This is a genomic window from Variovorax sp. GW822-FHT04A09, from assembly GCF_058801005.1.
In genome coordinates this window covers 95097-115446 of the sequence record NZ_JBXAMV010000001.1, presented here as the reverse complement: position 1 = coordinate 115446, position 20350 = coordinate 95097, and the positions used below count along the sequence as shown (strand labels likewise).

19 protein-coding genes are annotated in these 20350 nt (G+C 66.7%); 16 read left to right on the top strand and 3 right to left on the bottom strand.

What is annotated here, in order from left to right; all coding sequences use genetic code 11:
• Positions 1-142 precede the first annotated feature (142 nt).
• Positions 143-502, top strand: coding sequence for a hypothetical protein (locus AC1RLW_RS00490; protein WP_493191887.1), 360 nt, complete (start codon positions 143-145; stop codon positions 500-502).
• A 207-nt stretch (positions 503-709) separates the two neighbouring features.
• On the opposite strand, the gene AC1RLW_RS00485 is transcribed toward AC1RLW_RS00490, so the two are convergent.
• A complete protein-coding gene (locus tag AC1RLW_RS00485; RefSeq protein ID WP_157755140.1) occupies positions 710-1396 on the bottom strand; it encodes a TetR/AcrR family transcriptional regulator in 687 nt (228 codons plus the stop codon).
• Positions 1397-1490: 94 nt separating this feature from the next.
• On the opposite strand from AC1RLW_RS00485, the gene AC1RLW_RS00480 reads away from it, so the two are divergent.
• The 6 genes from AC1RLW_RS00480 to AC1RLW_RS00455 all read left to right on the top strand — a co-directional run bounded on the left by AC1RLW_RS00480 (position 1491) and on the right by AC1RLW_RS00455 (position 8512).
• Positions 1491-2291: a cyclase family protein gene (locus AC1RLW_RS00480; RefSeq protein ID WP_493191886.1), complete on the top strand. Its 801-nt coding sequence runs from the start codon at positions 1491-1493 to the stop codon at positions 2289-2291.
• Positions 2292-2303: 12 nt separating this feature from the next.
• Positions 2304-3290: a fumarylacetoacetate hydrolase family protein gene (locus AC1RLW_RS00475; RefSeq protein WP_493191885.1), complete on the top strand. Its 987-nt coding sequence runs from the start codon at positions 2304-2306 to the stop codon at positions 3288-3290.
• 1 nt (position 3291) lies between these two features.
• Positions 3292-4533: a thiolase family protein gene (locus tag AC1RLW_RS00470; RefSeq protein WP_493191884.1), complete on the top strand. Its 1242-nt coding sequence runs from the start codon at positions 3292-3294 to the stop codon at positions 4531-4533.
• The gene (locus AC1RLW_RS00465) at positions 4530-5528 is read left to right on the top strand and encodes a Bug family tripartite tricarboxylate transporter substrate binding protein (RefSeq protein WP_493191883.1); all 999 of its coding nucleotides are present in this window, start codon (positions 4530-4532) and stop codon (positions 5526-5528) included. The genes AC1RLW_RS00470 and AC1RLW_RS00465 overlap by 4 nt, the downstream gene beginning before the upstream one ends.
• 1 nt (position 5529) lies before the next feature.
• Positions 5530-7143 (top strand): AMP-binding protein, encoded by a 1614-nt coding sequence (locus AC1RLW_RS00460; RefSeq protein ID WP_493191882.1) that lies wholly within the window; start codon positions 5530-5532, stop codon positions 7141-7143.
• Between the two features lie 73 nt (positions 7144-7216).
• Entirely contained in the window at positions 7217-8512 is a 1296-nt protein-coding gene (locus AC1RLW_RS00455) for a porin (RefSeq protein ID WP_493191881.1), read from the top strand.
• A gap of 195 nt (positions 8513-8707) precedes the next feature.
• On the opposite strand, the gene AC1RLW_RS00450 is transcribed toward AC1RLW_RS00455, so the two are convergent.
• The gene (locus tag AC1RLW_RS00450; RefSeq protein ID WP_493193043.1) at positions 8708-9958 is read right to left on the bottom strand and encodes an MFS transporter; all 1251 of its coding nucleotides are present in this window, start codon (positions 9956-9958) and stop codon (positions 8708-8710) included.
• A 403-nt stretch (positions 9959-10361) separates the two neighbouring features.
• On the opposite strand from AC1RLW_RS00450, the gene AC1RLW_RS00445 reads away from it, so the two are divergent.
• Positions 10362-11300: a cyclase family protein gene (locus tag AC1RLW_RS00445; RefSeq protein ID WP_493191880.1), complete on the top strand. Its 939-nt coding sequence runs from the start codon at positions 10362-10364 to the stop codon at positions 11298-11300.
• Positions 11301-11349: 49 nt separating this feature from the next.
• The gene (locus AC1RLW_RS00440) at positions 11350-12270 is read left to right on the top strand and encodes a LysR family transcriptional regulator (protein WP_492696679.1); all 921 of its coding nucleotides are present in this window, start codon (positions 11350-11352) and stop codon (positions 12268-12270) included.
• Here the strand turns inward: AC1RLW_RS00440 and AC1RLW_RS00435 are convergent.
• Entirely contained in the window at positions 12236-12895 is a 660-nt protein-coding gene (locus AC1RLW_RS00435; protein WP_062469590.1) for a GntR family transcriptional regulator, read from the bottom strand. The genes AC1RLW_RS00440 and AC1RLW_RS00435 overlap by 35 nt on opposite strands.
• A gap of 126 nt (positions 12896-13021) precedes the next feature.
• Between AC1RLW_RS00435 and AC1RLW_RS00430 the strand changes: the two genes are divergently transcribed.
• From AC1RLW_RS00430 to AC1RLW_RS00400, 7 genes are all read left to right on the top strand, one after another.
• Entirely contained in the window at positions 13022-13216 is a 195-nt protein-coding gene (locus AC1RLW_RS00430; protein WP_070061249.1) for a hypothetical protein, read from the top strand.
• Positions 13209-14603 (top strand): amidase, encoded by a 1395-nt coding sequence (locus AC1RLW_RS00425; RefSeq protein ID WP_493191879.1) that lies wholly within the window; start codon positions 13209-13211, stop codon positions 14601-14603. The genes AC1RLW_RS00430 and AC1RLW_RS00425 overlap by 8 nt, the downstream gene beginning before the upstream one ends.
• 17 nt (positions 14604-14620) lie before the next feature.
• Positions 14621-15817 carry a CaiB/BaiF CoA transferase family protein gene (locus tag AC1RLW_RS00420; RefSeq protein ID WP_493191878.1) on the top strand — a complete coding sequence of 399 codons (1197 nt, stop codon included), beginning with the start codon at positions 14621-14623 and terminating at the stop codon, positions 15815-15817.
• Positions 15814-16602: an enoyl-CoA hydratase gene (locus AC1RLW_RS00415; RefSeq protein ID WP_493191877.1), complete on the top strand. Its 789-nt coding sequence runs from the start codon at positions 15814-15816 to the stop codon at positions 16600-16602. The genes AC1RLW_RS00420 and AC1RLW_RS00415 overlap by 4 nt, the downstream gene beginning before the upstream one ends.
• Positions 16603-16635: 33 nt before the next feature.
• Positions 16636-17571 (top strand): polysaccharide deacetylase family protein, encoded by a 936-nt coding sequence (locus tag AC1RLW_RS00410; RefSeq protein WP_070061253.1) that lies wholly within the window; start codon positions 16636-16638, stop codon positions 17569-17571.
• Complete coding sequence (locus tag AC1RLW_RS00405) at positions 17568-18935, top strand: MmgE/PrpD family protein (protein ID WP_493191876.1); 1368 nt, start codon at positions 17568-17570, stop codon at positions 18933-18935. The genes AC1RLW_RS00410 and AC1RLW_RS00405 overlap by 4 nt, the downstream gene beginning before the upstream one ends.
• Before the next feature lie 133 nt (positions 18936-19068).
• Complete coding sequence (locus tag AC1RLW_RS00400) at positions 19069-20229, top strand: acyl-CoA dehydrogenase family protein (RefSeq protein WP_493191875.1); 1161 nt, start codon at positions 19069-19071, stop codon at positions 20227-20229.
• Positions 20230-20350: the final 121 nt, after the last annotated feature.

The following is a 20350-nucleotide window of genomic DNA, read 5'->3' as shown; positions in this document are numbered from 1 at the left end:
GAGAAAAGTCGTTTCATCCCCCACAGGTCGCGAGGATTCTTGCGGGATCCATGGCCGCATATCCGACCCGGGCAGCCGGAATTCGGATGCATCAACCATTGCGCATGAGAAGCTCGGTGAGCTTCATCACTTTGAGAGTGCAATGGTCAAAAAGACAACTGAACAGAAAGCTGCAGAGGCGCTTCGTTACACCGCTGCCAGTGGTGCGGCCAATGCGGTTGAGCTCGAGCCCTTCTTGACTGATCCCAATCAGGCCATACGCGCCGTGGCGGCCATGAACCCGGATGCAGACGAAGAGATCCTGGATCGTTTTGCGAATGACAAGTTCTGGGGCGTCCGCATGGAAGTGGTGCGCAATGCCAATGTCAGCCCGGCCACGTTGCGCAGGCTGCTGGAGTCCGACACGCGCAAACGCGGCGTGGTGCACCACGCCGCGCGCGAGAAGCTGGAAGAGCGCGGTGTCGCATTTGGTGCTGATGGCATGCCGGAAGACGCGGCGTAGAGAACGAAGTCGCATTTCCTGAGCGTCATTTGATCGGGTCGCTTTCGATCTCGATCACTGCGGCCGGTGTTCGTGAGGGGTCCTGTTATTGGCGCTCCGGCCTCTTGTTTCGGACGAGCAGTGCCATGGCCGCCAGCGCGACCGGAACATTCGAATCACGTATCTCAGTGCTGCCCCCCACCAGACGCTTGTCTGTCAGGTGACCCGTCAACCCGCGGACCTGGGCGCCGGCTTTGCCTTGAGGCCGGCCTCGATGAAGCTCACCAGGAAGTCGACGCCGGCCTCCATGCTGGTCTGCTGCAACTTCTCGGGCCACAGTGCCTGCACCCGCGTGTGCGTGCTGTGCGCATAGAAGAATGCGCCGTAGACGAAGATGACGCGCCAGTAGAACTCTTCGCTGCTCAAGTGAGGAAGCTCGTGGCTCACGACATCCACGAAGCGTCGCGCGAAGTCGTCCACGATGGATGCTGTCAGCGCATGCACTTCATCGGCAGGGTCCATCAACATGCGGCCGTAGAACGCACGGAACGACTCGCGCTCCTCGACACTGGCTCCCGCGACAAGCAGTGAGGGCGCCATGGACGCCCGCAGGATGTCTCGCAAGGGGACCTTCCGACCCTCGAATGCATCCAGGCGCTCCTTGCGCTCCTTCATCACCGGCCCAAGGCGGCGCTCCAGCACGGCCTTGCACAACGCCTGCTTCGATCCCCAGTAGTAGTGGAAGGCTCCCAGGTTGGCGTTGGCCCGCTCCGCGATCGCTCGCATGCTGGTGCCCCCGTAGCCATGTGCAGCAAACAGGGCCTCGGCGGCGTCGAGGATCTGGTTTGCGGTGGTGTCGGAAAGCGCCTGCCGCTTCGAAGAGACGGCGGTTTTCGCTGCGGTGGGCTTGGGCATGAGGGAAGTGGCGAGTAGTGAAGTTCGTTGACAGCCAATCCTTGAAATCATACAGTTGTATATTTATACGCACGTATGACTTAAAGGAGACTTCATGAGATTGATCGATCTGTCCTCGACGCTGGACCCGCACGACCGCGATCTGCTTCCTCCCGCCATGGCCGCCGCTGCGGGCGTGGTGGCGCCCCGGGTGGACTACTCCCACCCGGCGACGCCGGACGGTCGAGATCGCTTCTGCCACTTCTTCGGCTGCAGCCACGATGACCTGCCCGACGGCGAGGGTTGGGGTTCGGAGGTGCTCAACGACATGTCGTCGCATTGCGGCACGCACGTGGACGCACCGCTGCATAGCGGATCGACCTGCGAGGGGCGAACCTCACGCACCATCGACCAGGTCGAACTGAACGAGCTCTTCTGCCCCGGCAAGGTGCTCGATGTGCGCCCTTGGGCGCAGCCTGGGCAGGCCATCCCGGTCGATGCGCTTCGCCAGGCGTTGTCCGCAGTGGGCGAGCCCATCCGTCCCGGGGACGCCGTGCTGATCCGAACCGGACAGGAGCGATATCGCCTGGGCGAGCCGGCCTTCTTTCAGTACCCGGGGATGAGCCGCGAAGGCACGCTCTTTCTGTCGGAGCAAGGCGCCACCGTGCTCGGCACGGATGCGGTCGGCTGGGACCGTCCCTTCGCCGTGATGGCCCAGGCCTTCAGGGAAACGGGCGACAAGCAGCAGCTGTGGGACGGCCACAAGGCGATCCGCGAGAAGGAGGCCTTCATCGTCCAGCAACTGTGCAACCTCGGTGCCTTGCCACTTCGCGGCTTCCACGTCGGCTTCTTCCCGTTGAAGCTGGCACGCGCCAGCGCCGCCCCCGCCCGTGCCGTGGCCTTCCTGTCCAACTGAGGAGCGACTTCAATGCGTATCGTGACTTTTGTGCGTGAGGGCTTTGACGCACCTCGCCTCGGTGCCCTCATCGGCGTCGACGGCGTGCTGGACCTCACGGCTCGCCACCCTGGCGAAGAGGCCTTCGGCTCTGCGTTGGCTTTCCTGCGCGCAGGCCCTGCATCCTGGGACCTTGCGCGTGCGCAGATCGCCAAGCACGGCGGCGCTGCAGACTCCCTGGCCGGCGCCGCGTTGCTTCCCCCGCTGCCCAATCCGCCGCTGATCCGGGACTGGGGAACCATGATCGAGCACCCCAGGTTCTTCCTGCGGCGACGCGCCGAGCAACTGGCCGCCCGGTCGGCCGACCCGGAGGCCGCCATGGCCGCCGCACAAGCCGATGGCTCGCTCGAGCTGCCCCCGAACTGGTTCACCGTGCCTCGCTTCTACACCGGCAATCCGCTCAACATGACCGGGCCGGATGCCGAGATCGCCTGGCCGGGTTTCGCCGAATCGCTGGACTACGAACTCGAACTGGCCGTCGTCATCGGCGTGGGTGGCAAGGACATCCCCGTGTCGCGAGCACGCGACCACATCTTCGGGGTCACGCTGTTCAACGACTTCACCGCGCGGGATACGCAAGTGGCTGAAGGCAGCCCGGCCGGCAAGAGCAAGGACTTCGATGGCGCCTACGCCATCGGCCCTTGCATCGCCACGCTGGACGAGATCCCCGACCTCTACCAGCTGCAGGTGCAGTCGAGGCTCAATGGCCTCGTCCAGACCACCCGCAGCACCGCCGACATGCAGCTGACCTTCGAGGACATCGTGAGCTATGCCAGTCGCTCGTGCACGCTGCACCCTGGCGAACTCTTCGCCTCGGGCACCTTCGAAGGTGGCTGCGGCGTGGAGACCGGCCGGCTGCTGCGCGATGGCGATGTCATCGAATTCGAGGCGCAGGGCATCGGCGCGCTGCGCAACCGGATCCGCCGCACGGCAGTGCCCGCCGCGGCAGCGAAGGCCTGAGATGACGGCTCCGCTGTACATCGTGGGCGTGGGCAGCACGCCCACGGGCCGCTTCGCGGACGTTGCGCTGCGCACGATGGCCCGCCAGGCCATCGATCTCGCCCTGGCCGACGCCGGCGCGACGACCGATCAGGTGGGTGCCGCGTTCTTCGCCAACGTCGGCCAGTCGCTGCTGCAGGGACAGCACATGATCGGTGGTCAGGTGGCGCTGCGCGAGGCAGGATTGGATGGCATTCCGATCATCAACGTCGAGAACGCATGTGCCAGTGCGTCGACCGCCTTCTACCTCGCCTGCGCCCATCTGCGCGCCGGACTGTGTGACGTCGCATTGGCGGTGGGAGCGGAGAAGCTGTCGCACCCGGACAAGGCCCGCACCTTTTCCATCTTCGATGGCGCCCATGACGCCGAAAGGCCTGAGGCACTGCTGCGCTTTCTCGCACAACAAGCTGGTGAGGACCCCACACAAGCCGCCGTCGCACAGCAACGCAGCGTCTTCATGGACATCTATGCGGCCCTGGCCCGCGCGCACATGGCGCGCCACGGCACCACGCAGCGGCAGCTGGCCCATGTGGCCGCCAAGAACCACAGCCACTCCGTGCACAACCCGTTGGCCCAGCATCGCGTCGCGATGTCGGTCGACGAGGTGCTCGCGGCGCGCGCCATCACCTGGCCTCTGACTCTGCCGATGTGCGCGCCGATCGGCGATGGCGCGGCTGCGGCGTTGATCGTGCGCGAGGACGCCCTGGAGCGCTTCGATGCGAAGCGTGCGGTGCGCGTGCGGGCCAGTGTTCTCGTCAGCGGATCGGACCGCGTCGATGGACGCGAGACGCCGATCAGCCGCCGCGCCGCACTGCGCGCCTACGCAGAGGCCGGCGTCGGGCCCGAAGACATCGACGTGAGCGAAGTCCATGACGCCACGGCCTTCGGAGAAATCGTCCAGTGCGAACACCTGGGCTTGTGCGAACCCGGCCAGGGCGGATGGCTCGCGGAGCATGGCCACACCGCACTGGGCGGCCGCCGGCCGGTCAACCCCTCGGGGGGGCTGGAGTCGAAGGGGCATCCCATCGGCGCCACCGGCCTGATGCAGATCCATGAGCTCGTCCTGCAATTGCGCGGCGAGGCCGGCGGGCGACAGGTGGCCAATGCGCGCCTGGCGCTCGCCGAGAACGGCGGCGGCTTCCTGGGCCATGAGGAAGCGGCCGCGACCATCACCATTCTTGAACGGGCTGCACAACACGGATGAAGCACACCACCATGTATTCCAGACGCACTCTCCTCGGGCAATCGATCGCCCTGGGCTTGTCCAGCCTCGTCGGCAACGCTGCCAGAGCCGCCACGGCGGCCTGGCCGTCCAAACCGATTCAGGTCATCGTGCCCGCGACCACCGGCAGCGCACCCGAGATCGTGGCTCGTCTGATCGCCGACGCGCTGTCGGCGCGCCTGTCGAACCCGGTCTATGTGGAAGGCATGCCAGGGGCCTCGGGGATCATCGGCACCGACAAGGCGCTCAAGGCACCCGCTGACGGGCACACGCTGCTGTATGCCATGAACCAGGTCGCGACGATGAACCCGCACCTCTACCCACGGCTGCCCTACAACCCGGCCAGGGACATGGCGCCGATCAGCCTGGTCGCGCGCGGCGGGTATGTGCTGCTCGCCCACAGCGGCCTGCCGGCATCCGACCTTCCGTCGCTGATCGCCCTGGCGAAGCGCGAGCCCGGCAAGCTGGCCTATGCCTCCACGGGCAACGGCAGTGCCTTCCACCTGGGCATGGAGCTGATCAAGGCGCAGTGCGGCATCGATCTGCTGCATGTGCCCTACCGCAGCGGCGCCAATGCCAACACCGAGCTGATGGCGGGGCGCGTGCAGGTCCGGCTCGAGCCCCAGGCCTCGGCGCTGGCGCTCGTTCGCGGCGGCCGCGTCAAGGCCTTGGCGGTGACCACACCCACGCGACTCCCCGTTCTGCCGCAGGTGCCGACGGTCCGGGAGACCCTGCCCGGATTCGAGCTGAGCGGCTGGAACGCCTTGTGGGCACCGGCGGGCACGCCCGCGCCGGTCATCGTGCGACTCAACGCCGAGGTGCAGGAGATCCTGAAGAGCGACGCATTCCGAAGCCATCTGCTGCAACTCGGCCTGACACCCGAGGGCTCGACGCCGGCTGAACTGGCTGCGCTGACGGCGCAAGAGACAGCGCAATGGAAGGCCCTGATCGACAAGACGGGCATCAAGGCAGACTGACATGACGGATTTCAAGACCCTGGCCGATCTCGTCGGCCATCACGCATGCACGCGTCCCCATGCGATCGCCCTCACGTTCGAGGCGGGCCCGGCCTTGCCCGAGCAGCACCGCAGCTTCCTGCAACTGCACGAGAACGGCCTGGCGCTGGCCCGGGCCCTGCAAGGCCTGGGCATCCGACGTGGCGACGCCATCGCGCTGGTGATGGCGAACCACCCCGAGTTCGTCGAAGCCATGGTGGCGGCCGCGCACCTCGGGGCGGTGCTGGTACCGATCGATGCGCGGGCGCAAGGCGACAGGCTCGCCGCACTGATCGATCGCACGCACTGCGTGGGTGTGATCGCCGCGGACTATGCCGCCACTGCGGTCGCGCAGATTCGATCGCGCGCCACCCACCTTCGCTGGGTCGTGCGCGTCATCTCGGGCGAACTTGCGGCAGATGCGCCGCGCGCGTGCGAAGCGCTGGACTACGCGCAACTGCTGGCCCGCCACACACAGGCAGGCCTCCCCTCGGCACACTTCACGCCCGTCGATCCCGATGACCCCATGCAGATTCTCTTCACCTCCGGCACGACCGGAGAGCCGAAGGGGATCGTGATCACCCACCGCCGCTTCGTCGACACGGCGGCACTGGCGGCCTCCGCCTTTGGCTACACCGACGACGATCGCCTCTACTCCGGCCTGTCGCTGACGCACGCCAATGCCCAGTTGGTCACGCTGGGTGCAGCCCTGAGGCTCGGGATCGCCTGCGTCATGTCGCGCCGCTTCACCAAGTCGCGGTTGTGGGAGATCGTGCGTCGGCACCGGTGCACCGCCTTCACCCTGCTGGGCGGCATGACCACCGCCGTCTATTGCGAGCCGCCGTCGCCCAGCGACCGGGATCATGTCGTGCGCTTCGTCGTCGCCGCGGGCATGCCGCAGGCCATCTGGCGTGACTTCGAGCAGCGCTTCGGCGTCCATGTTCTGGAGTTCTACGGCACCGCCGAAGGCGGGCTGACGGTCAACCCTTTCGGGAAAGGTCCGGTCGGCAGTATCGGCCGCCCGCACCCGGCGTTCTCCATCCGCATCGTCGCCGAAGACGGCAGCGATGCGCCTGCGGGCACGCCGGGCGAACTGGCGTTCCGGCCGGCCAGCGGCGCGCCCTTCGACATCGCGTACTTCGAAGACCCGCAGGCCTCGCAGAGCAAAGGCAAGGACGGTTGGCTCTGGACCGGCGACATCGTGCGCGCCGATGCGCACGGCTGGCTCTACTTCGAGCACCGCCGCGGCCATGGCATTCGCCGCAACGGCGAATTCATCGACCCGGCGCAGATCGAGAAGGCCATCGCGGACACCGGACTGGTCCGCGATGCGTTTGTGTTCGGCACGGCAGCGGCCTCGGGGGCGCCTGGCGAACGCGATGTCGTCGCAGCCGTCGTCCCCCATCACGCCGACCTGGACCTTTCGGTGCTCCATGCGCGTTTGCGCGAGACGCTGTCGAAGAACGCCCTTCCCGGGCGGCTGATGGCCATCGAAGCGATCCCCAAGACCGCATCGGAAAAGCCGTTGGCGCGGGTTCTGGAGGAATGGCTGCGCGACGGGACGGTCGCGACCGTGTTCGAGGCGCCCTCAGCCTAGACACAAGACCTGGGCGCAGGCGGCGGCAGGCCGTTTTTCCCCTGCGCAATCAACAACAACGAAGGAGACATTCATGCACAACCACGGGCGTAAGCTTTTTCTTCCCATCTCACTTGCATCGCTGTTCATCGGGCCTTCGAGCTGGGCGCAGTCTTCTGTGACGCTCTTCGGCGTCATTGACATCTCGGTGAGCCACTACCAGACCAAGAGCGTGCTGCCCGCAGGCCTGCCTTGGTGGTCCCTGGCAGCGCCGGCATCCATCTCGCAAGGCGCCACGAAGCTCGCGTCGGGCGCGCACACCCCTTCTCTCCTGGGCATTCGCGGACAGGAGGATCTGGGCGGCGGGCTTGCTGCAGGCTTCTGGCTGGAATCCACACTCACACCGGACGACGGGGCCCAGGGGCTTGGCGTTTTCGACCGCCGCTCGACGGTCAGCCTGTCGGGACCGTTCGGCGAAGTGCGCCTGGGCCGGGACTACGTGCCGACCTATTGGAATCTGACGGTCTTCGATCCCTTTGGCACGGTCGGGGTTGGCGCGAACCTATGGAATCCGATCGGCACGGGGCTCACCACCAGCCACGGAAAGTCGCCCGCGAACCTGATGCCCTTTGACAACTACGTTCGCGCCTCCAACAGCGTCGGCTATTTCCTGCCGGGCCATCTTGGCGGGTTCTACGGCCAGGTCATGTACTCGCTGCATGAGAACCCGAAGCAGAGTGGCGTGAGCAACAGTCCGAGCAAGGGCGGGCGAAACGTCGGGGGGCGGTTCGGCTATCAACGTGGCCCGCTCAACCTGGCCATCGCCTACCAGGAAGACACCAAGGACGATCTCAGCGGATTCGACAAGGACCGTTTGAAGATCCTCAACGCTGGGGTCTCCTACGATTTCGATGTCGTCAAATTGTTCGGCCAGTTGTCGCAGATCCGGGATGAGCGCAGCAAGATGAACGTAGCCAATATCGGCGGCATTCCATATCCCATCAGGAACGAGAGCAACGGGAAGTACACCGGCGGCTTGATCAGCATCACGGCCCCGGTCGGGCCTGGATTGATCCGTGCGTCCTATTCGCGCGTGAACTATGCATCTCCTCATGCGGTGAATGCCTTGAATCCCGTTGCATGGGTGCAAGACAACGATGCCAGGATCGAGAAGTTCGCCGTCGGCTATGTGTACAACCTGTCAAAGCGCACCGCGCTCTATGCCACTGTTGCGCGAACCAAGATGAAGTGGAACGGGTCCGTGAATGCGGCGATGGCCATCAGTCCCGGAGGCGGGGTGAGGTTTGCGAACGGCATTGCCGGAATCAGCGCACCTTATGTCCCCTCGAGCACCACCGGCTACGACATGGGCATTCGGCACGCCTTCTGAGGGCACTGACTCGCGCTGCGGACCTTCCAGGTGGTCGGCCCTGAACTCCCGCGTGCTGCAGCGCTGCGCGCTTGCCGGGCAAAGGGAAGGCCCGCACAGGGGCCGTCTCTTCCGCCCCGGAAGGGCAACGCTCTTTGACTCACAAGGCGCATGCGGTGCAACGGCAAGGATTCAGGAGGAGCGATGCACCACTGTCTAGCGTGCTCGATTGCGCATCGCATACAACAGCACGAGCGTCGCGATGATTTCCAGCCCCGCGACCGCATAGAGGCCCGCGGCCACGCTTCCCGTCGACGTCTTCAGCCACCCCATCGTGAAGGGCGCAGCGAACCCCGCCAGGTTGCCGACCGAGTTGATGAAAGCGATGCCACCCGCCGCAGCGGTGCCCGTGAGAAAGGAAGCGGGGATCGACCAGAACACGGGAAAGGCGGCGAGGATGCCGATGGTCGCGAAGCTCAACGCGACCATGGCGAACACAGGTTGCTCGATCAACACGCCGGTGGCCACGAGCCCGACGCCGGCGATCAGCGTCGCATAGGCGCAGTGCCGCCGCCGCTCACCGGTGGCATCCGAATGCATGCCGTTGAGCACCATCGCGACCGTTCCCAGAATGAACGGAACGGCCGACAGCAGGCCGATGTTCAGCGTGCCCTTCACGCCCAGCTCCTTGACGATCGAGGGCGTCCAGAAGGCAATGGTGGCGTTGCCGCTCACGATGCAGAAATAGGCGGCGGTGCACAGCCACAGCATGGGGTTGCGCAACGCCCGGCCGAAGCTCGATTGCTTGGGGGCGTCGACGTTCTCCTTCTGCAGTTCGGCGGCCAGCGCGTGCTTCTCGGCCTCGGTCAGCCAGCGTGCGGATTGGGGCCGGTCCGGCAGCCAGGCCAGCACCGCGAAGCCGGCAAGCACCGAAGGAATGCCTTCGAGCAAGAAGAGCCATTGCCAGTTTCGAAACGGCGCGACCCCTTCCATGCCGCTCATGATCAGCCCTGCGAGCGGCCCGCCGACGACGCCCGCGATGGCAAACGAGGTCATGAAGAGCCCGTTGATCTTGCCGCGGCGATGCGCCGGCACCCAGTACGTCAGGTACAGCATCACGCCCGGGAAAAAGCCGGCCTCGAATGCGCCGAGCAGGAAGCGCAGCACATAGAAGGACGTGGGCGTTTCCACGTAGATCATCGCCATCGACGTGAGGCCCCAGAGGATCGTGATGCGCGCGAGCGTCTTGCGCGCGCCGATCTTCTGCAGCAGCAGGTTGCTCGGCACCTCGAACAGGAAGTAGCCGATGAAGAAGATGCCGGCGCCCAGCCCGTAGACCGCCTCGCTGAATTGCAGGTCCTGCAGCATCTGCAGCTTGGCGAAGCCCACGTTGACGCGGTCGATCCACGCCAGCAGGAACAGGAACACCAGGAACGGCACCAGCCGCCATGCGATCTTGCGGTGCATGCGGTCGTGGTCCGAGAGGGAATGGGCGCCGGCCGAAGGCCGCGCGAGGGATGAGACAGAGGTAGCGTCCACAGCAGTTTCCTTTTTCTTCAATGACAGAACTCCAGGAATGCGCCAGCCTTTCATGGTGTACGCATAATGTTTATAAATATATTTATAGACATTCCGCCGCACATTGGTAGTTACCCTCCGTGGGATTTTTCTTCACCGGTTTCATCGTTCGCGAATCGAGAAAGGACCTTTGCCGCCGGCACGGTTTCCGCGCGACTTCGTTCCTCCTAAGGTCAGCACCTGGCACCGCGCAGTGCGTGCCAAGCCAACCAAGCAACCGAACGAAATGGAGCAGTTTTCAATGTCGCAATGGATACGCAAGATCGGCGCCGCAGCGTCTCTATGGGGTGCAATGAGCGTCACCCTCGCCTTCGCAGCCCCCGTCGTGGGCAAGAGCCCGTGGGGCCCGAACGACGAACTCGGCCGACTCAACCTCATGACCGCGAGCACCAAGGCCCAGGTGCTTTCCCGCGCGGACGGTGCGCGTGTGTACGACCTGTCGGTCGAGTACTTCGTCGGCATGCCGAGCTGGCACAGCATCGGCGACCCGCGCTACCAGATCTGGATGACGCACACGCCGCACGGCACCGTGGTCGATGACCCCATGGGCGTCGGCCACACGCAGAACAAGCACGTGAGCTACACCGGCGCGGCCATCTCGATGTACACCCACATGGGCACGCACATCGACGCGCTCAACCATTTCGGCCTCGACGGCAAGATCTGGAACGGCTTCGAGGCGCGCGAACACCTGGGCGACCGCGGCTGGAAGAAGACCGGCGCCGAGACCATCCCGCCGATCGTGGCCCGCGGGGTCCTGATCGACGTTGCCGCCGCCAAGGGCGTCGAGATGCTGGCGCCCGGCTACCGCGTCACCCGGGCCGATCTGCAGGAGACGCTCGACAAGCAGCGCGTGAAGCTGGAGACAGGCGACGTGGTCCTGATCCGCACCGGCCGCATGAAGCTCTACGACAAAGCCGACGCCTACATGGATTCGCCACCGGGCATGAGCGTGGATGCCGCGCGCTTTCTCGTGGAGTCGGGTGGCGCGATGGTCGTGGGCGCCGACAACCTGAGCTTCGAGACCTTCCCGCCCGACGCCGACGACAACTACGTGCCGGTGCACACCTACCTGCTCGCGCAGCAGGGCGCGCCGATCATCGAGCTGGTCAACCTGGAAGCGCTCGCCAAGGACCGCGTCTACGAGTTCGCGTTCATCGGTGCGTCGCTCAAGCTGCGTGGCGGCGACGCCGCACCGATGCGCCCCATCGCCATCCCGCTGCGGCGCTGAGACGCTCGTGCGTGCTGCGTTGGCCTCGTCGGCTGGTACGCTCGGCGCCATGGATCGCTACGCTGCCATGCAGTACTTTTGCCGCGTCGTCGAGCAGGGCAGCCTGGCCGCTGGCGCCCGCGCGCTGAACCTCTCGAACTCGGTCGTCACGAAGGCCATCCAGTCGCTGGAAGCCTGGACCGATTGCCGCCTGCTCGCGCGAACGACGCGCAGCATGCAGCTCACCGAAGCCGGCGAGCGCTTCTACAGCTTCTGCCAGCGAACGCTGGCAGACACCGAGCGCACGCTGACCGATGTCCGTTCGGTGAGCCGCGGGTTGACCGGGCGGCTGGTTGTGGCGGCGCCGGTGTCGCTCACGCTGTCGCATCTGCACGTGCATCTGCATGCGTTCCAGGCGCAACACCCGGGCATCGAGCTCGAGATGCGGCTGAACGACCGGCCGGTCGATCTGGTGCGCGAAGGTATCGACGTCGCGCTGCGCGGCCAGGCGCGGCTGGAAGATTCGAGCCTGGTCGCGATGCCGCTGATGGACCTGGCCCGCGTGGTGTGCGCCGCGCCCGCCTACTGGGAACGTCACGGCCGGCCCGCGACACCCGCCGACCTGTCGGGCCACAACTGCCTGCAGTACCTGTTGGGCGACGACCGCGACGAATGGGTGTTCGACGGACCGGACGGGCGCGCACGTGTGCGGGTGAGCGGCACGTTCCGCGCCGACAACAGCCTGCTGCTGATCGACGCGATGCGCCGGGGCGTCGGGCTGGGCCTGGTGCCGTCGGTGATGGTGAAGGATGCACTGGCCGATGGCTCGTTGCAGACCGCGCTCGACGCCTACGTGGCGCCGCCTCGGCGCCTCTTTGCGGTCTACCCGACGCGCGACCACCTGATGCTGAAGGTGCACGCGCTGGTCACCTTCCTGAAGCAGCAGTTGCCGCCGCTCACCCCATCAGTTCCTTCGGCAGCGCCGCCATGAACGACGCGAAGTTGGTCGAGCCCTGGCCGGGGCTCATGTGCTCGACCATCAGTTCGGCCGCCGCCCTGGCATCGCGCCGCTGAATTGCGTCGAGCAGCTTGGAATGCTGCTCCCATGACGACTTGAGGCGACCGAACGCGGCAAAGGCGTGGCGCCTGTAGGCGCCGGTCTGCGAACGCATCCGCAGGATTTCCTGGCGCAGGTAGGGATTGCGCGCCCCCTGGTAGAGCGCCTCGTGGAAGCGCCGGTTGTGCTCCTGCCAGGCCTTGACGTCTTCCTTCTTGACCGCGGCGGCGGCGCGCTCGTGCGACTTGGCGAGGTCGAGCCGCTCTTCGGGCGTCATGCGCTCGCAGGCCAACCTCACGCACAGGCCCTCGAGCTCGGCCAGCAGCTCCCACATGGCCAGCAGCTGGGTCATGTCCATCTTCGCGACGACCATGCCGCCACGCGGCAGGCTTTCCACCAGCCCCTGGGCCTGCAGCTGAAGCAGCGCCTCGCGCACCGGCGTGCGCGAAACCTCGTAGGCCGTCATCAGCGCCTGTTCGTCCACCGTGTCTCCGGGCAGGAGCGTGCCGTCGCGGATGGACTCCTCGACCGCAAGGCGGATGCGTTCAGCGGTTTTCATGGGGCGAGCTCCCGTAAAACAACGATTGAATAAAACATTTTTGTGAGTTATAAATATATTTATAGACCTCATCCATCTTTTAATTTTACCTGCTCCAGAGAGAGCGCACGGTGCCAGGAGACCGCTTTGACCGACCCCACCCTCGAGCCATGGAAGACATGGGTCACGCTGAGCCTGCAGTTGCATGGCATCGATGCCGCACCCGGACTTCAGGTCCGCGCGGCGCGCACGTTGGCACGGCTGGCGCCCATGGCGAGCCGTCTGGCCGCCGGCACCACTCCGCCGTTCGACATCCGCCCCGTGGAGCACGCGCATGAGTGATACGGGCACGCCCTCCATCGCCGCGCTGCGCCGTTCGATTGGCACGGGCGCCAGCGCGGCCGACGAAGCGCTGGCTTTGCAGCGCGACGCCTTCGAGCGCGGCGCTGCCGTCCATCGCTGCGTGGTCGAGCGCGCGACAGGCAGCCGGCCGGTCGCGCATGCGCCGCTCTCCGGCATCGCGATGGCGCACAAGGACGTGTTCGGCACAGGGCTGCGCGCCGCAGGGCAAGGACGACCGGAAGGCGCTGCGACCGATGCGGTGACCAGCCCTCCTTCCGCCCCGTTGCAACGCCTCTCCGAGCGTGGCGCGACCTACCTCGGCGCCCTTGTGATGGCGGAGTACGCTTGCGGTGCCACCGCAGAGAACCCGCACTTTCCCGCACCACTGAATCCGCTGGACCCGGCGGCGGCGGTCGGCGGGTCATCCAGCGGCTCGGCCGTGGCGGTGGCTGCCGGCTTGTGCCGGGCCTCGCTGGGGACGGACACCGCGGGGTCGGTGCGCATTCCCGCATCCACCTGTGGCGTGGTCGGATTCAAGCCCGGCGCCGGCGTGATCGACGCAGGTGGCGTGTCGCAGCTGGCGCCATCGCTGGACACCGTCGGCGTGGTGGCGCGCTCGGTGTCGGATGCGGCCCATGTGTTCGCGGCGCTGCTGCCCGACGAGGCGCCGATGGCGCAGCGTCTGCTCAGCCTGGAAGGCATCGAGGAAGACCTGTCGCGCCACCGCCGCTGGCGCGTGGCGTCGGCACTGGACCAGCCCGACCTGCGCGACGACGTTGCAAGCCGGCTCGGGGCATTCGAATCTCGCGCCACCTCGCACGCGGTGGCATGGCGTCGCGCGTCCTTGCGTGGACTCGACGAACTGTCGTGTCTTGCCCAGATCGTGCTGCACGTCGAGGCCGCGGCCACGCATGCGCACAGCGTGCGCCACGCACTGGACTCGCTGGCGCCCATCACGCAGTCGATCCTCCTGCCGGGTTGGGCCGTCCCGGCCGCCTGGTACCGGCACGCCTGCGAAGCCCGCGCGGGCTGGCGAGACGCCTTCGTCACCAGGCACCTTGCGCAAGCCGAGGTGCTGCTGTTGCCTTCGCTGCCGCGCGGCGTGCCCGACGCGCAAGTGGTGACCACCACCTCCGACCGCTTCGACCCGCGCGAACTGGTCGCGCTTCACCGCTACCACGCCTTCGTGAACTACCTCGGGCTCCCTTCGTTGTCGTTCCCGATCGGCACCGATGCGCGCGGCCGGCCCGTCTGCATCCAGGCCATCGGTGCGCCGGGCACCGAGGCCGAGCTGCTGGCCTTCGGGCACCAGTTCGCCGCGCCGACGGGCGCTCCTTCCGTTCCCGCGGCGCGCAACGTCCGTCGCGCCAGCGCCCTGCTTCATTGACTTCCCACGGAGAAACCATGCCCAAGATCAACGCCTCCCCTGCCCTCGCGCGCTTTCGCGTGCTCGACCTGTCGCGTGTTCGCGCCGGCCCCACGTGCGTGCGCATCCTTGCGGATTTCGGCGCCGACGTGATCCGCATCGAGCCCCCGGCGGGTGTCGACCCGAACGAGGCGATGTTCGCAGCCGACCGCTGGGGCGGCGACTTCCAGAACCTCAACCGCAACAAGCGATCGATGACGCTGAACCTCAAGAAGCCGGAAGGGCTCGAGGCCTTCATGCGGCTGGTGGAAACAGCCGACGTGGTGGTGGAAAACTGGCGCCCCGACGTCAAGGCGCGACTGGGCATCGACTACGAGGCGCTGCGCGCGGTCAATCCCCGGATCATCCTCGCGAGCATCTCGGGCTTCGGCCAGGACGGTCCCTATGCCTGGCGCCCTGGCTTCGACCAGATCATCCAGGGCATGGGCGGGTTGATGTCGGTCACGGGCTTCCCGGCACAGGGCCCCGTGCGCGCCGGCCTCGCGGTGGCCGATTCGGGCACCGGCGTCTATGCGGCGGCGGGCATCCTGATCGCGCTGCTGGAGCGCGAGCGTTCCGGGCAGGGGCAATGGGTGCACGGCTCGCTGCTGCACACGCAGGTGGCGCTGATGGACTTCCAGGCCGCGCGCTACCTCAACGACGGCGACGTGCCCGCCCAGGCAGGCAACGACCACCCGACGAGCAGCCCGATGGGCCTCTTCCAGGCCAGCGACGGCGTGTTCAATCTCGGCGCGTCGGGCGAAGGCAACTGGATGCGGTTGTGCGAATGCCTGCAGGCTCCGCAGCTGAGGGCGGTGCCCGAATTCGCCACCGAGAAGCTGCGTGTCGAACACCGGCTGGCACTCAACGAGGCCCTGGCCGAGGTCTTCAAGAACCAGACGGTTGCGCACTGGGTCGAACTGCTGAACCGCGCCGGCGTGCCCGCGGGCCCCGTCTATTCGATTCCGCAAGTCTTCGAGGACGCCCAGGTGAACCACCTGGGCATCGCGCAGGATGTGGAAGCGGGCAATGGCCGGCGCTACCGGCTGGTGTCGCAGCCGATCACGCTGGCGCGCACGCCGGCACGCATCGCGCACGCCGCCCCGGCCTGGGGCGAGCACACCACCGAGATGCTGACCGAGATCGGCTACACGCCCTCCGACATCGAACAGCTGCAAGCGAAGGCCGCGGTATGAGCGAAGGACACATCCGGACCGAGACCGCAGCGGGGGTCGGAACCCTGGTGATCAGCCATGCGCGCAAACACAACGCGATGACGCTGGCCATGTGGCAGCAGCTCGCCGAAGCCGTACAGGCGCTGGCCGACGACCGCGCGGTGCGCGTGATTGTCGTCACCGGTGAAGGCGATGCCGCTTTCGTCTCGGGCGCCGACATCAGCGAGTTTGCGCAACAGCGCAGCGGCACCGACGCCGTGGCCGCCTACGACCACGCGGTGGCGACCGCCCAGCGCGTGCTGGCCGAATGCGCCAAGCCGACAGTGGCGCGCATCCAGGGCATCTGCATGGGCGGCGGCATGGGCATCGCCCTCGCCTGCGACCTTCGCTTCGCCGCGTCGAACGCGCGCTTTCGCATGCCGGCCGCGCGCATCGGCCTGGGCTACGCGTTCGAGGGCATGCAGCGGCTGGTGAGATTGCTGGGCGCACCGGCCACCTTCGACCTGTTCTACACGGCGCGCAGCCTCCACGCTCCCGAGGCGATGCGCCTGGGCCTGGTCAACGACTGCATCGACGCCGAGATCTTCGACGCCGAGGTGGCGTCACGCGTGGCGCTGATCGCCCAGAACGCGCCGCTGGCGTTGCGGGCCGCAAAGGCCGCGATTCTCGCTACGCTGGAGCCCCCGACAGCGCAGGCCCGGGAAGCGATCGACGCGATGGTGCGCCAGTGCTTCGCCAGCCGGGACTACGCCGAGGGCCAGGCTGCATTTGCCGAGCGGCGCGCGCCGCATTTCGAAGGAAGCTGAACCGATGACCGCCACCCTGCAAGAGAACCCGTCATGAGCAATCCACGCGTCCCCTTTCAACTCTCGTCCGAGCGCCCGCCGTTGATGCCGCTGGACGGCGGCCACATCCTCGCGCACATCGTCGTGAACGTGGAGCACTGGCCTTTCGACCGCCCCATGCCGCGCACGCTGCTGACGCCGCCGCACGGCAAGGAGACGGTGCCCGACGTGCCGAACTTCAGCTGGGCCGAATACGGCCTGCGCTGCGGGCTGCCACGCATGATCGAGGCGCTGCGCAGCCGCGGATTGCGCGCGTCCGCCAGCCTCAACGCCTCCGTGATCGATTCGCACCCGAGCGCCGCGCAGGCCATCCTGGAGGCCGGCTGGGAATTCATCGGCCACGGGGTGCAGCAGCAGTCGCTGGCGCAACTCGACGGGCACGCCCAGGCGGAAGCCATCGTGAAGTCGCTCGACCGCATCGCCGCCTTCACCGGCGTCCGTCCGCGCGGCTGGCTCTCGCCCGGGCTGCGCGAAGCGGCGGACACACCCGACATCCTCGCCGCCGCCGGCATCGACCATGTGTTCGACTGGTGCCTGGACGACTTGCCGTGCTGGATGCAAACCGAGCACCGTTCTCTGATGGCCCTGCCCTACATGCTGGAGGTCAACGATTCGGTGATCTATGCGGTCGAGAAGCACTCCTCGCCCGAAATGAAGCTGCGGCTCGAACGCACCCTGGAGGTCTTTGCGCGCGAAGTCGCCCGCCTCGGCCAGCCCCGGGTGCTGGCCATCGGGCTGCATCCGCACCTGATGGGCGTGCCCCACCGCTTCGGCGATTTCGAAGCCATGCTCGACCTGCTGCTCGCGCATCCGATGGTGCGGGTGGTGACGGGCTCATCCCTCCATGACTGGTACGCCGCGCAGGTCCCCGCGCCGGCGCCGCTCGTTGCCCGGTCCGGCGACGTCCCCTTTGTCCCGATGCCTCAATGAACGCCATCGACACCCTCATCGCCCACGTGCGCTCGCGCGATTTCGACTCCCTGCCACCCGAAGCGGTGAATGCGGCGCGGATGTTCATCTACGACACCATCGGCGTCGGCATCTCCGGCTCGCGCCATCCGCGCATGCCGGCGCTCAAGCGGGCCGCGCAGTCCCTGGGCGACGGCGACGCCGTCACGGTCTGGGGCAGCGGCGAGAAGCTGCCATTCCCGTCGGCCGTGATGCTCAACGCCTACCAGGTGTTCAACCAGGAGTTCGATGCGGTGCACGACGTCGCCGTGGTCCACGCCTTCGCCTGCATCGTGCCGGCCGCGCTCGGCTATGCCCAACGCGAAGGCGGCGTCTCGGGCAAGGCGTTGATCACGGCCGTGACGCTGGGACTCGACGTGGCCATCTACATCGCGCTGGCGCAGCGTGCGCCGATGCGCTTCTTCCGCCCTGCCATGTGCGGCGGCCTCGGTGCCACGGCCGCACTGTGCAAGCTCGCCGGCATGGACGCCGACACGATGCACAACGCACTCGGACTCATGTACAGCCACCTCTCCGGCACCATGCAGGCCCATGTCGAGGGCTCGCCCGCGGTCGGCCTGCAGGTGGGACTGAATGCGCGCGCCGCCGTCACCGCCTTCGAACTGGCGCGTGCCGGCTTCCCGGGACCGCGAGACATCCTGGAAGGCCCGTTCGGCTACTTCGCGCTCTATGACTTCGGCCAGTCGCGCTGGGCCGACGTGGCGAACGACGTCGGCCAGGTCTTCCAGATCGCGCGCATGAGCCACAAGCCCTACCCCACCGGCCGCGCGACCCACGCGGGCGTCGATGCGGTCGTCGATCTCATGGCCACGCACGGCTTCGGTGCGGACGACGTGGAAACCGTGCGCGTGCATGCCTCGGCGCTGATCGCACGGCTCGTGGGGCGGCCGGCGCAGCCTGGCATGGACTCTGCCAGCGCCAAGCTCAGCATGGGCTACGTGGTGGCCACGGCGCTGCGCAAGGGCCGGGTGGGCATCGAGGCCTTCGACCCGCCCGCGTTGAACGACGCGCGCACCTTCGAGTTGGCACGCCGGGTCGAGGTGCTGGACGACGGCAACCCCAACCCGAACGCCCTGGGTCCGCAAGTGGTCGAGGTGGTGCTCAAACGGGGCGACACGCTGCGGCTGGCCGTGCCGCACTTTCTCGGCAGCCCTGGACGGCCGCTGCCCGCGCCGGATCAGCAGGCCAAGTTCATGGCCTGCTGCGCCTCGACCAAACCACGCCTGCCGCCGTCCCAGGCCGAAACACTGGATTCGGCACTGCGCCGGCTCGAAGAACTGCCTGACGTGCGCGAACTCATCCCACTGATGACGGCGCCCGCCTGACACCCCGGGGCCGCCCGGCCCCTTTCGCTTCTTTCCGTTCCCTGCATCGGTCGTTCATTGCGCCCTCGTGGCCGCAAGGGATGTGCGCGCTCGCGCGGCCGATGCCCCACTCACCCTGCCATCGAGATACACCATGAACCGTTCTTCCGACAACTACCAGGACATCCGTGACGCCGTGCGCGCGCTGTGCGCCGAGTTTCCCGACGAATACCACCGCAAGATCGACGAGCAACGCGCCTATCCCGAAGCCTTTGTCGATGCACTGACTGCCGCGGGCTGGCTGGCAGCGCTGATCCCGCAGTCCTACGGCGGCTCCGGCCTCGGGCTCGCGGAAGCCTCGGTGATCATGGAGGAGATCAACCGCTGCGGCGGCAACTCCGGCGCCTGCCACGGCCAGATGTACAACATGGGCACGCTGCTGCGCCACGGCAGCGAGGCGCAGAAAAGCCGCTACCTGCCAAGGATCGCCAGCGGCGAGCTGCGGCTTCAGTCGATGGGCGTGACCGAGCCCACCACCGGCACCGACACCACGAAGATCAAGACCACGGCCGTGCGCAAGGGCGACACCTATGTCGTCAACGGGCAGAAGGTGTGGATTTCGCGCGTGCAGCACTCCGACCTGATGATCCTCTTGGCGCGCACCACGCCGCTGGCCGAGGTGAAGAAGAAATCCGAAGGCATGTCGATCTTTCTGGTCGACCTGCACCAGGCCATCGGCAACGGCCTGACGGTGCAGCCAATCGCGAACATGGTGAACCACGAGACCAACGAACTGTTCATCGAGAACCTGGAGATTCCCGCGGAAAACCTGATCGGCGAGGAAGGCCAGGGCTTTCGCTACATCCTCGACGGACTTAACGCAGAGCGCACGCTGATTGCCGCGGAATGCATCGGCGACGGCAAGTGGTTCATCGACCGCGTGACCGGGTATGTGAAGGACCGTGTCGTGTTCGGCCGCCCGATCGGTCAGAACCAGGGTGTGCAGTTTCCGATTGCCGAGAGCCACATCGAAGTGGAAGCCGCCGATCTCATGCGCTGGCGTGCCTGCGAACTTTTCGACGCCCGACAGCCTTGCGGCGCGGAAGCGAACATGGCGAAGTACCTGGCCGCCAAGGCCAGCTGGGAGGCCGCCAATGCGTGCCTGCAGTTTCATGGCGGTTTCGGCTTTGCCAACGAGTACGACGTCGAACGCAAATTCCGGGAGACCCGGCTCTACCAGGTGGCGCCGATCTCGACCAACCTGATCCTCGCGTATGTCGCGGAACATCTGCTCGGTCTGCCGCGCTCGTTCTGAAGAAGCCAGGCTGGGGCTGCAACACAAGTGGAAGCGGACACTCAGGCGGGCGACGTTGAGTGTCAGCAACCCGTCTGGAGCCGCCGTACGCGAAGGACTGCCATGCAACGAATGCCAACGT